11 protein-coding genes are annotated in these 10,799 nt (G+C 61.0%); 10 read left to right on the top strand and 1 reads right to left on the bottom strand.

Features of this window, described 5'->3' with window-relative positions:
- Positions 1 to 219: 219 nt before the first annotated feature.
- The gene (locus RA20_RS25550; protein ID WP_152618575.1) at positions 220 to 912 is read right to left on the bottom strand and encodes a hypothetical protein; all 693 of its coding nucleotides are present in this window, start codon (positions 910 to 912) and stop codon (positions 220 to 222) included.
- 138 nt (positions 913 to 1,050) lie between these two features.
- Between RA20_RS25550 and guaA the strand changes: the two genes are divergently transcribed.
- The 10 genes from guaA (at position 1,051) to RA20_RS20540 (ending at position 10,793) form a co-directional block, all read left to right on the top strand.
- Positions 1,051 to 2,619 (top strand): glutamine-hydrolyzing GMP synthase, encoded by a 1,569-nt coding sequence (gene guaA / locus RA20_RS20585; protein WP_039133114.1) that lies wholly within the window; start codon positions 1,051 to 1,053, stop codon positions 2,617 to 2,619.
- Positions 2,616 to 3,266, top strand: coding sequence for a YdcF family protein (locus tag RA20_RS20580; protein WP_152618574.1), 651 nt, complete (start codon positions 2,616 to 2,618; stop codon positions 3,264 to 3,266). Before guaA ends, RA20_RS20580 begins: the two co-directional genes overlap by 4 nt.
- A complete protein-coding gene (locus tag RA20_RS20575; protein WP_039133109.1) occupies positions 3,266 to 4,138 on the top strand; it encodes a DMT family transporter in 873 nt (290 codons plus the stop codon). The genes RA20_RS20580 and RA20_RS20575 overlap by 1 nt, the downstream gene beginning before the upstream one ends.
- Before the next feature lie 105 nt (positions 4,139 to 4,243).
- Positions 4,244 to 5,338: an OmpP1/FadL family transporter gene (locus tag RA20_RS20570; protein ID WP_039133108.1), complete on the top strand. Its 1,095-nt coding sequence runs from the start codon at positions 4,244 to 4,246 to the stop codon at positions 5,336 to 5,338.
- 106 nt (positions 5,339 to 5,444) lie between these two features.
- Positions 5,445 to 6,359 carry a DMT family transporter gene (locus RA20_RS20565; protein WP_039133099.1) on the top strand — a complete coding sequence of 305 codons (915 nt, stop codon included), beginning with the start codon at positions 5,445 to 5,447 and terminating at the stop codon, positions 6,357 to 6,359.
- Positions 6,360 to 6,425: 66 nt separating this feature from the next.
- Entirely contained in the window at positions 6,426 to 7,289 is an 864-nt protein-coding gene (locus RA20_RS20560) for an ATPase (RefSeq protein WP_039133128.1), read from the top strand.
- Positions 7,290 to 7,348: 59 nt separating this feature from the next.
- Positions 7,349 to 8,287: a homoserine O-acetyltransferase MetA gene (gene metA / locus RA20_RS20555; protein WP_039133096.1), complete on the top strand. Its 939-nt coding sequence runs from the start codon at positions 7,349 to 7,351 to the stop codon at positions 8,285 to 8,287.
- Between the two features lie 14 nt (positions 8,288 to 8,301).
- Entirely contained in the window at positions 8,302 to 9,252 is a 951-nt protein-coding gene (locus tag RA20_RS20550; protein WP_039133126.1) for an alpha/beta fold hydrolase, read from the top strand.
- Positions 9,253 to 9,313: 61 nt separating this feature from the next.
- On the top strand, positions 9,314 to 10,183 hold the full coding sequence (ppk2, locus tag RA20_RS20545) for a polyphosphate kinase 2 (RefSeq protein ID WP_039133093.1): 870 nt from the start codon (positions 9,314 to 9,316) through the stop codon (positions 10,181 to 10,183).
- Positions 10,176 to 10,793, top strand: coding sequence for a TetR/AcrR family transcriptional regulator (locus RA20_RS20540; protein ID WP_039133090.1), 618 nt, complete (start codon positions 10,176 to 10,178; stop codon positions 10,791 to 10,793). The genes ppk2 and RA20_RS20540 overlap by 8 nt, the downstream gene beginning before the upstream one ends.
- Positions 10,794 to 10,799 lie beyond the last annotated feature (6 nt).

The raw sequence follows: 10,799 nt of genomic DNA, 5'->3' as shown, positions 1-10,799 counted from the left end.
TCAGCGCGGCGGGCGGCGCCGCCGCCACCCCGGGCGCGACGGCGCGGTGCTGCTTCGGTCATTCTTGTTTCCTCACCAAGGGCAATTCATGGCATGAGTTTCTACCGGCCTCCCGGCTTTGCGCGCCGCAGGATAACGGCCATTCAAGTTGAAAAGCGACATTCACGGAGCAATTTCCCCCAATTCACCAGGCATGTGCCTGGAAGACCGCCCGGATTTCTACTGCCCGCAATCGTCGCATTTCCTCGGGCTGACCACTTCGGCCTTTCTTTTGATGTAGATTTCCGCACCTGGCTGACCGTGCTTGCGGCACAGCGGCGCCACCCAGCGGTCATAGTCTGTGCGCTTGTCCAGAGACTTCATTGGTCCGGCCATGACAGCCGGTTTGGAACATCCCATTGCAGCGCATCTGCGCCGGCTGCTGCCAGAAGCCAGCTGATAGTGGCGAAGATAGCTCCGACACCCGCACTTAGGTTTGCCGTTGCCTTTTTTTACCTGCATATAGAAGTAGTTCTGTCTGTTCAGACGGTAGGTCGCTGTTTCGCACAAGTCCCGAGCAGTATCATCTATCATCCAGCGATCTTTGTGAATGAAGAACGGATTGGTGAACCTGGACCGGTTATGCAATCCGCACATGGGCACAATAAATGAAGCCCCATAAGGAACATATGTGCTGCTGGACGGTGACTTCTTGCGCACAAAACGCACATGGGCACCATCCTCGGCATCCGAAGAACACCCCATATAGACGCATTTTGCAGAATAGTTTCCCGTATACACAAGCCAATGGTTCAGCCAGGAACCGCAACCGCACTTGGGCCGCTTTGCCGACCCTTTATGATGCACTACCGGGTGCCGGTCTTTGTACAGCTTCTGACGCTTGTTAATTCCAAATCCTGTTTCTGCCGGCATGTCTCTCTCCCGGGCAATCGCGAAAACAGTGTTGAACTTAGCGCTGTTCCCGTCTTAGGCGACTACTAGGGTGTTCTTTGCGCGCTACTGCTGCCATGACCTCTTGCCACCAATGAGCGCAGGCCCTATGAGCCAAGCATGACAGAGACATCCCATGACCGCCTTCTCATCATCGACTTTGGCAGCCAGGTCACGCAGCTGATTGCGCGCCGCCTGCGCGAGCTGAACGTCTATTGCGAAATCCACCCCTATCAGAACGTCACCATGGACTTTGTGCGCAAGATGGCGCCCAAAGCGGTGATCTTCTCGGGCGGGCCGGACAGTGTGACCCGTGAAGGCTCGCCGCGCGCGCCGCAGGAGATCTTTGATCTCGGCGTGCCGATCCTGGGCATTTGCTACGGCCAGCAGGTGATGATGCACCAGCTGGGCGGCAAGGTCGAAAGCGGCCACGGCACCGCCGAATTCGGCCGTGCCTTTGTGACCCCGACGGTCGAGCGGCTGGAGCTGCTGGACGGCTGGTTCGCCGACGATGCCGACCGTGAGCAGGTCTGGATGTCGCATGGCGACCACGTCAGTGAAATCGCCCCGGGGTTCGAGGTTTACGGCCCCTCCCCCAACGCGCCTTTTGCCATCACCGCCGATGTCTCCCGCAACTTTTACGCCGTGCAGTTCCACCCGGAAGTCCATCACACCCCCAATGGCGCCAAGCTCTATGAGAACTTCGTCAATCTGGCGGGTTTCGAAGGCGACTGGACCATGGGCGCCTACCGCGAGCAGATGATCGAGAAGATCCGCGAGCAGGTCGGCGACAAGAAGGTGATCTGCGGTCTGTCCGGCGGCGTCGACTCTTCCGTCGCAGCGATCCTGATCCACGAAGCGATCGGCGATCAGCTGACGTGTGTGTTCGTCGACCACGGCCTGCTGCGCAAGAACGAGGCGGAAGAAGTCGTCTCGATGTTCCGCGACAATTACAACATCCAGCTGATCCACGCAGATGAAAGCGATCTGTTCCTGGGCGAGCTGGACGGCCAATCCGACCCGGAAACCAAGCGCAAGATCATCGGCAAGCTGTTCATCGACGTGTTCCAGAAGCACGCCGATACCATCGACGGCGCCGAGTTCCTGGCGCAGGGCACCCTGTATCCGGATGTGATCGAATCCGTATCCTTCTCGGGCGGTCCTTCCGTCACCATCAAGTCGCACCACAACGTGGGCGGCCTGCCGGAGAAGATGGGCCTGAAACTGGTCGAGCCGCTGCGCGAGCTGTTCAAGGACGAGGTCCGCGCCCTGGGCCGTGAACTGGGCCTGCCGCAAAGCTTCATCGGCCGCCATCCCTTCCCCGGACCGGGCCTGGCGATCCGCTGCCCCGGCGAGATCACCCGCGAAAAGCTGGAGATCCTGCGCGAGGCGGATGCGATCTATATCGACCAGATCCGCAAGCACGGGCTCTATGACGAGATCTGGCAGGCCTTCGTGGCGATCCTGCCGGTCCGCACTGTCGGCGTGATGGGCGACGGGCGCACCTATGACTACGCCTGCGCCCTGCGCGCCGTGACATCCGTTGATGGCATGACCGCGGATTACTATCCGTTCAGCCATGAGTTTCTGGGCGAGACCGCCACAAGGATCATCAATGAGGTGAAAGGCATCAACCGCTGCACCTATGACATCACCTCGAAGCCTCCGGGCACCATCGAGTGGGAATGATCCGGCGCATCAAAAAAATTGCCCAGTGGTTTGCATCCACTGGGCTTTTTACTTTTGGTGCCGTGCTGTTATGGACTTTTCTTTGGCCTGAAAGACAAGCCTCGGAGCTGCCCCGGGCTAATGCAATCATCTGCCTGGGCGGCGGTATGTCCGCAGATGGGACCCTGCATACGGCAACACGCCAGCGGGTGGCCAAATGCGCAGAGCTGTATCATGCGGACCGTGCGCCGCTTGTCGCCTTTACCGGCGGCACCGCAGCTCCGGGCGGTCCGTCAGCCGGAGAGCAGATGGCAGCGCTGGCTGTCAGCCTTGGTGTCCCGAAAGCTGCGATGATCTCTGAAAACAGATCTCAGTCCACTTTGCAGAATGCGCTGTTTACCCTGCCGCTGCTGCCGCAGCAGACGGATCTTATCCTTGTGACCGAAGCCTTCCACCTGCCGCGGTCCTGGGCTTCGTTCCGCTGGGCCGGGGCAAACCGGCTGCACCTGGCAGCCTCGGAAAAGGTGCGCCGGAATCCGGAAACCGGCAGACCCGGGTTCAATATCCTCTTGCGGGAGACCGCCGCTGTCTGGTTCAACCTGTTCAGAGCCGTTGCCTGGAGCGCAGCGGCCCCGTTGAACCTGCAAGATGACGGCTGGCTGCACTGATGACGAACACAACACGGGCTGCGCTCTGGATGACTGGCGCTATTGCCTCTTTCTCGGCGATGGCCATTGCCGGCCGCGAGGCCGGGCTGACGCTCGATACTTTTGAAATCATGGCGTACCGCAGCCTGGTGGGGCTGCTGATCGTGCTGGCAGTGCTGAGCGCAACCGGCAGATGGCATCAGGTACGCCGGAACCGGCTGGGCGTGCATCTGCTGCGCAACATGTTTCATTTCACCGGCCAGAACCTTTGGTTTCTGGCGGTTACCCTGGTGCCGCTGGCCCAGGTCTTTGCACTTGAGTTCACATCCCCTCTGTGGGTGATCATCCTGTCACCGCTGCTGCTGGGCGAAGTGCTGACCCGGCGGCGGATGCTGGCAGTTCTGCTGGGTTTTGCCGGCATCCTGATTGTCGCACGGCCAAGCCCCGACACGCTGAGCCCGGGCCTTGCTGCTGCGGCAGCCTGCGCCATTTTCTTTGCGCTGACGGCGATCCTGACCAAGCGCCTGACCCGGCACGAGGATATTGCGTCGATCTTATTCTGGCTGACCGCCATGCAGCTGGTGATGGGCCTGCTGGCGGCCGGCTGGGACGGTGACATGGCCCTGCCGGATGCGGTGACCCTGCCCTGGCTGGTGCTGATCGGCATTGCCGGGCTGACCGCTCATTTCTGCCTGACCACCGCGTTGTCGCTGGCCCCCGCCAGCGTGGTCGTGCCGGTCGACTTTGCCCGCCTGCCCGCCATCGCGGTTCTAGGCATGCTGATCTACGGCGAAGCATTGGATGCTTGGGTTCTGAGCGGAGCCGCAATCATTTGCATTGCAAATTATATCAACATAGTTGCAAAGAAACCTGTGAAAACCGCTCAAGATTGACCGATTCCGGCTGGTTTCCGTTTCGTTAGCATTGATTTGCCGAAATTCCGCCGGTTACGGTCTCAGAACAAAAAGCCGGAAAGGCTTTCCTACAGGGAGGAACAGATGAAGAAGATCCACGCTGCGCCCATGGCGCTGGCGCTGCTGCCGGGTGTTGCAATGGCCGGCGGCGTCGACCGGTCCGGACAGACGCTCGGCGCGCTGTTTGAAGAAGGCACCTACGCAGAGTTTTCGATTGGCCACGTCAGCCCGGATGTCTCAGGGACAGCGCTGGGTGTGGGATCCGGTGACATGGTCGGGGCGCACTTGCAGCTTGGCGCAGCCTACAAGCGCGACATCAATGATCAGTTGAGCTTTGCACTGATTTTCGATCAGCCTTTCGGCGCTGACGTGGAATACCCCGCGGGAACCGGATACGTATTCCAGGGTGCTACCGCCGAGCTGAATTCCAACGCGATCTCCGCAATTCTGCGCTATAAGTTCAATCAGAATTTCAGCGTTTACGGTGGTGTCCGGCTGCAAACGATGGAGGCCGAGGTCTCAATTCCCGTATTTGGAAACTATGCGGCGACAGGCGACCAGGATGAAGGATTCGGTTACCTGGTAGGTGTTGCCTATGAGCGCCCGGATATCGCAATGCGGATCGCGTTGACCTATTTCTCAGAAGTCGACCACGATCTGAATACAGTGGAAACAGGCGGCGGCCTGCCTGCAGGCCTGACCACGCCTACCGCCATCAACACGCCGCAAGCCCTGAATCTGGATTTCCAGACCGGGATCGCCAAGGATACACTTCTTTTCGGCGGCGTGCGTTGGGTGGAATGGTCCAACTTCAACATTTCGCCCACGTTCTATACCGGCACCTTGATCGGCGCACCCTTGGTGTCTTTTGCCGACGACCGCTATACTTACACTCTAGGTGTCGGCCGCAAGTTCAATGAGAACTGGTCGGGGTCCGTTTCGGTCAGCTACGAAGAAACCCTAGGCGGGTTCCAATCCAATCTCAGCCCGCAGGACGGCCGCCTTGGGCTGACCATTGGCGCCAAGTACAAGCAGGGCAACATGTCAATCTCCGGCGGCGTGAACGTCACTCGTGTCGGCAGCGCTCAAACGGTTGTCAACCGGTCGCCGCTCGCCACTTCGCAGTTTGGTGACAACACGTCTGTCGGCTTCGGTCTTAAAGTGGGTTATCACTTCTGAACCAGCGGCTCTGTGCGCGCATCAACCCCGCCCCTAACCGGGCGGGGTTTTCTTTTGCCGCAAGAAACGGGTCGCTTGCCTGCCGGGGCCGCGCTAGCTGATCCCCATGAGCCCGCAAAAGACCATATCCCCCCGTGCCTGGGCCGAGCTGATCCTGCTCGGCGTGATCTGGGGCGGATCGTTCCTGTCGATCCGCATTGCCCTGGATGAAATTCCTGTTGTGACCCTGGTGCTGCACCGCTGCGGCTGGGCCGCCCTGTTCCTCTGGGCCGCCGTTCTGGCAATGCAGCTGCCGGTTCCAAAAGAGCCGCGTATCTGGGGCGCGTTCCTGGTTATGGGGCTCTTGAACAATGTGATCCCGTTCGGACTGATGGCCTGGGGCCAGCTTCACATTGAGACCGGCCTCACCTCGATCCTGAATGCGGCCACGGCCATTTTCGGCGTTATCGTTGCCGCCCTGTTTTTTGCCGACGAGCGGCTGACAGCGCGCAAGGCGCTGGGAGTTGGCTTGGGCTTCCTGGGCGTCGCCACTGCCATCGGGCTCGAGCAATTTGCCAATTTCGACATCCGCAGCACCGCGCAGCTGGCGGTGCTTGCGGGCACCGTCTCCTATGCATTCGCCAGCGCCTGGGCGCGGCTGAAACTGTCCGGCCTGGCGCCGCAAGTGGCAGCGGCGGGAATGCTGACAGGCTCGACTGTGTGCCTGGTTCCGGCCGCGCTGCTGATAGACGGGCCTGTCTCCTTTAGCCTGGAAACCGGCACCTGGATCTCCATCGCCTATTTCTCCCTGATCGCCACTGCCGGCGCCTATCTGCTTTACTACCGGGTGCTGGCGCTGGCGGGCAGCGGCAACCTGATGCTGGTCACACTGATCATCCCGCCTGTGGCCATCGTGCTGGGCGCCTGGGTGCTGGGGGAAGAGCTGAAGCCGCAGGCTTATGCCGGTTTTGCCCTGCTGGCCGCCGGGCTGGTGATCCTCAATGGCAAACCCTTGTTGCGGCGCAAACGCGCACGGAACTGACCTCGCAATTGACCAAGCCCGCGCAGGTGATTAGCAAGGCGTGAAACCTTCATGGACTTGGATCTCATGCTCTACTCTTCCGCACAGGACTGGCGCGATGCGCCCAACAAACGGGTGCTGTTCTTTGGCATGTCCGGGCTTGGCAAAACCTATGTCAGCAACATCCTGCGCGGTGCCGGCAGCTGGTTCCATTACTCGATCGATTACCGCATCGGCACCCGCTACATGGGCGAATACATCGCCGACAACGCCAAAGCCGAAGCGATGAAAGTGCCGTTCCTGCGCGAGCTCTTGCTGTCGGATTCGATCTATATCGGCTCCAATATCACCTTTGAGAACCTGACTCCGGTCGCCTCTTATCTGGGCAAGCCGGGCGACGAGGCCAAGGGCGGGCTGCCGATTGCCGAATACAAGCACCGGCAGGAACAGTTCCGGATTGCCGAAATCCGCGCGCTTTTGGACACTGAGTATTTCGAGGGCCGCGCCCAGCAGCTCTATGGCTATCCGAATTTCATCTGCGACACCGGCGGCTCGATCTGCGAATGGGTTGATGCAAATGACCCCGAGGACCAGATCCTGTCCGAGCTCAGCAAACACACGCTGATGGTCTGGATCAAGGGCAGCGAGGCCCATACCGAGGAGCTGGTGCGCCGCTTTGACCGCGCCCCCAAGCCGATGTCCTATCAGCCCGAGTTCCTGGACCGGGTCTGGCAAGAGTATCTTCAGGAAAACGGGATAGATGAAGGGGATGTGGACCCCGACGCCTTTATCCGCTGGACCTATGCCCAGGCGCTGGCGCACCGCCAGCCGCGCTATCAGGCGATGGCGGACAATTGGGGCGTCACCGTCACCGCCGACCAGATCTCAGCCGTCAAGAACGAGGCTGGTTTCGTGGATTTGATCGCCAACGCCCTTGAGGCCCGGGGCTAAGACGCTTATCTGTCGGCTTCCGCTATATCGTACAACCATCCGCAAATCAGGACATTGACATGCCCATCAAGATCCCCGCAGACCTTCCCGCCTATGACGTTCTGAAGAACGAAGGCGTGATGGTCATGTCGCCGGATCAGGCGGCACGTCAGGATATCCGGCCGATCCGCATCGGGCTGCTCAATCTGATGCCCAAGAAGATCCAGACCGAGAACCAGTTTGCCCGGCTGATCGGCGCCACGCCGTTGCAGATCGACCTGAACCTGATCCGGATGAGCGAGCACCGCACCAAGAACACTGCGGCTGCGCATATGGCCGAGTTCTACCGCCCTTTCCAGGAGGTGAAGCACGAGAAGTTCGACGGGCTGATCATCACCGGCGCCCCGATCGAGCATCTTGAGTTCACCGATGTGACCTATTGGGACGAACTGCGCGAGGTGATGGACTGGACCCAGACCAACGTGCATTCCACCTTTGGCGTCTGCTGGGGCGGCATGGCGATGATCAACCATTTCCATGGCGTGAAGAAACACATGCTGGACCACAAGGCGTTCGGCTGTTTCCGGCACCAGAACCTGGCGCCGGCTTCTCCGTATCTGCGCGGATTCTCGGATGATTTCGTGATCCCGGTCAGCCGCTGGACCGAGATGAAGCAGGATGAAATCGACGCCGCCCCCGGGCTGACAACGCTTCTGGGCAGCGACGAGGTCGGCCCCTGCCTGGTTGAGGACCCGGCGCACCGGGCGCTCTATATCTTCAACCACTTCGAATACGACAACGATACGCTGAAGCAGGAGTACGACCGCGACGTGGCCAATGGCACTCCGATCAACGTGCCGGGCAACTACTATCCGGACGACGATCCCAGCCGCCAGCCGCTGAACCGCTGGCGCAGCCATGCGCATCTTCTGTACACCAACTGGATCAGCGAGATCTATGAAACCACGCCCTACGACATCAACCGGATCGGCGTCGAGATGACGGACCTGCGCGCCTGAAGAAAGCCGTGGCAATAAGTGCTTCCCTGCTTGTTCTGGCCGCCCTGGCCTGGGGCGGCACTCTTTGGAAGGCATCTGTCAATGAGGCCCGGGCTGAGGCCGCCTATCCGCCGCAAGGCAGGTTCCTTCAGGTGGGCGGCCACCAGGTCCATGCGGTCGAGATGGGCCAGCCGCAGGGCAGCGCTCCGGATCTGGTGCTGATCCACGGCTCCAGCGGCAACATCCGGGACATGACGTTCCGGCTGGCGCCGGCGCTGGCAGACGACTACCGGATTCTGATCTTTGACCGCCCCGGGCTGGGGTACTCCAGCCCGCTCGGCGGCGGGGACAGCATCCGCCGCCAAGCCGAAGTGCTGCAACAGGCCGCCGGTCAAATGGGGGCGGAAAAACCGATCGTGCTGGGGCAAAGCTATGGCGGTGCAGTCGCGCTCGCCTGGGCGGTGGATCATCCCGGCAGCCTCTCGGCGCTCGTGACGGTGTCAGGGGTAGCCTACCCCTGGACCACGCCGCTGGATCCGCTTTACCGGGTCACGTCCTCCCGTGCGGGCAGCGCCCTGGCGGTGCCGCTGCTGACGGCCTTTGTACCGCGCGCAAAAGTTGAGAGCTCCCTGCAAGATGTCTTTGCCCCGCAGCCAGCTCCGGAGGGTTATGCCGCGCACTTTGGAACGGGCCTGACACTGCGCCGCAGCTCGATGCGGGCCAATGCCCGTCAGCGCGCCAATCTGCTGGAAGAGGTCATTGCCCTGTCTCCACGCTATCCCGAAATCAGGGTGCCGCTGGAGGTGATCCATGGCAGTGCAGACGATTTGGTCAGCCCGGAACTTCATGCGGAAGGCCTGGCGCGCAACATTGAAACCGCAAATGTCACCCTGCTGGAGGGCATCGGCCATATGCCGCACCACGTGGCAACCGATGATGTAGCCGCCGCGGTCCGCCGCGCCGCGGTCCGCGCAAATTTGCGTTAAGGTGATTCACATCCCATACTCATTCCCCATATAAGGGATTGAGGACAGAAGGGTTTTACACATGCCGCTGCCATTTGACGGGGCCATCAGCCGGTTTTTTGAAACCGGCGCGCCGGAAGCGGTCCGCAAGGCTATTGCGGGCGCGGACAAGGATGAAATCCTCTCACGCAGCTATCCCCACCAGGAGCGGATGGCACGCAAGAAATACGAAAAAGAACTGGAAGCGCTGCAGGTCGAGCTGGTTAAGCTGCAGGCCTGGGTCAAGGACAGCGGCGCCCGAATTGCCATCGTGTTCGAAGGCCGCGATGCAGCCGGCAAGGGCGGCACCATCAAACGCTTCCGGGAAAACCTGAACCCGCGCGGCGCGCGGGTGGTGGCCCTTTCGAAACCCACTGAGGCCGAGCAAAGCCAATGGTATTTCCAGCGCTACACCCAGCACCTGCCTGCGGGCGGCGAGATCGTCTTTTTCGACCGTAGCTGGTACAACCGCGGCGTGGTCGAGAAAGTATTCGGCTTCTGCACCGACGCGCAGCGGGAGCGGTTCTTTCATCAGGTCAACGGGTATGAGCGGGCTTTGGTGGAGGACGGTGTGCAGCTGTTCAAGTTCTGGCTGAACGTCGGCCGGGCCGAGCAGCTGCGGCGGTTCCTGGCCCGCGAATCCGATCCGCTGAAGCAGTGGAAGCTGAGCAGCATTGACGTGAAGGGGCTGGAGAAATGGGACGCCTATTCCGCCGCCATTTCCGAGACGCTGGAACGCAGCCATTCGCCTGAGGCCCCCTGGACCCTGGTGCGCTCGGATGACAAAAGGCGGGCGCGGCTGATGGCGATCCGCCAGGTGCTGAGCAGCATTGAATACAAGAACAAGGATCCCAAGGCCATCGGCGCCCTGGATCCGGAAGTTTGCGGAGGCCCGGACATCTGGGATGCCTAAACGCGGTTATCATCACGGCAATCTGCGCCAGGCGCTGGTCGAGGCGGCCCTGCAGCTGATCGAGGCCAAGGGGCCGACCGGCTTTACACTGTCGGAAGCGGCCAAGACGGCGGGCGTCACACCGGCGGCTGTCTACCGCCACTTCGAAGGGCGGGAAGACCTGATCGCCGAGGCCTCGCGCCAGGGATACGTGATGTTCGCCGACCTGATGCAGCACGCCTATGACAAGTACCAGCCTTCGGCGCTGGCGGCCTTTGAGGCAACCGGGCGCGCCTATCTGGCCTTTGCCCGCAAGCATCCCGGCCATTACATCGCCATGTTCGAAAGCGGCATTTCCGTGAACCGCACACCGGAACTGGCCGACGCAGCAGCCCGCGCCCGGGCGATCCTGGAACGCGCCGCGGCCGACCTCAGCCAGCATATCCCCGAGGATAAACGCCCGCCCGCCTCGATGTTCTCGGCCCATGTGCTGGCGATGAGCCATGGGGTGGTGGAGCTTTATGCACGGAATTCTCCGGGGGCTGCCTCCCCCTTCCCGCCCGAGGATTTACTTGAGAGCGGCATCGGGATTTACCTGCGCGGCCTGGGGCTGATTGCACCCGACAACTGACGCACG

The organism is Leisingera sp. ANG-Vp (assembly GCF_000813725.1).
Taxonomy (GTDB): Bacteria; Pseudomonadota; Alphaproteobacteria; order Rhodobacterales; family Rhodobacteraceae; genus Leisingera.
Note: the sequence above shows the minus strand (reverse complement) of the source record. Positions and strands in the feature narration are given on the sequence as shown.

Excerpts from the sequence above, each read along its gene's own strand:
- RA20_RS25550 (WP_152618575.1), bottom strand. The coding sequence starts at position 912 with ATGCCGGCAGAAACAGGATTTGGAATTAACAAGCGTCAGAAGCTGTAC.
- guaA (WP_039133114.1), top strand. The coding sequence starts at position 1,051 with ATGACAGAGACATCCCATGACCGCCTTCTCATCATCGACTTTGGCAGC.
- RA20_RS20580 (WP_152618574.1), top strand. The coding sequence starts at position 2,616 with ATGATCCGGCGCATCAAAAAAATTGCCCAGTGGTTTGCATCCACTGGG.
- RA20_RS20575 (WP_039133109.1), top strand. The coding sequence starts at position 3,266 with ATGACGAACACAACACGGGCTGCGCTCTGGATGACTGGCGCTATTGCC.
- RA20_RS20570 (WP_039133108.1), top strand. The coding sequence starts at position 4,244 with ATGAAGAAGATCCACGCTGCGCCCATGGCGCTGGCGCTGCTGCCGGGT.
- RA20_RS20565 (WP_039133099.1), top strand. The coding sequence starts at position 5,445 with ATGAGCCCGCAAAAGACCATATCCCCCCGTGCCTGGGCCGAGCTGATC.
- RA20_RS20560 (WP_039133128.1), top strand. The coding sequence starts at position 6,426 with ATGCTCTACTCTTCCGCACAGGACTGGCGCGATGCGCCCAACAAACGG.
- metA (WP_039133096.1), top strand. The coding sequence starts at position 7,349 with ATGCCCATCAAGATCCCCGCAGACCTTCCCGCCTATGACGTTCTGAAG.
- ppk2 (WP_039133093.1), top strand. The coding sequence starts at position 9,314 with ATGCCGCTGCCATTTGACGGGGCCATCAGCCGGTTTTTTGAAACCGGC.
- RA20_RS20540 (WP_039133090.1), top strand. The coding sequence starts at position 10,176 with ATGCCTAAACGCGGTTATCATCACGGCAATCTGCGCCAGGCGCTGGTC.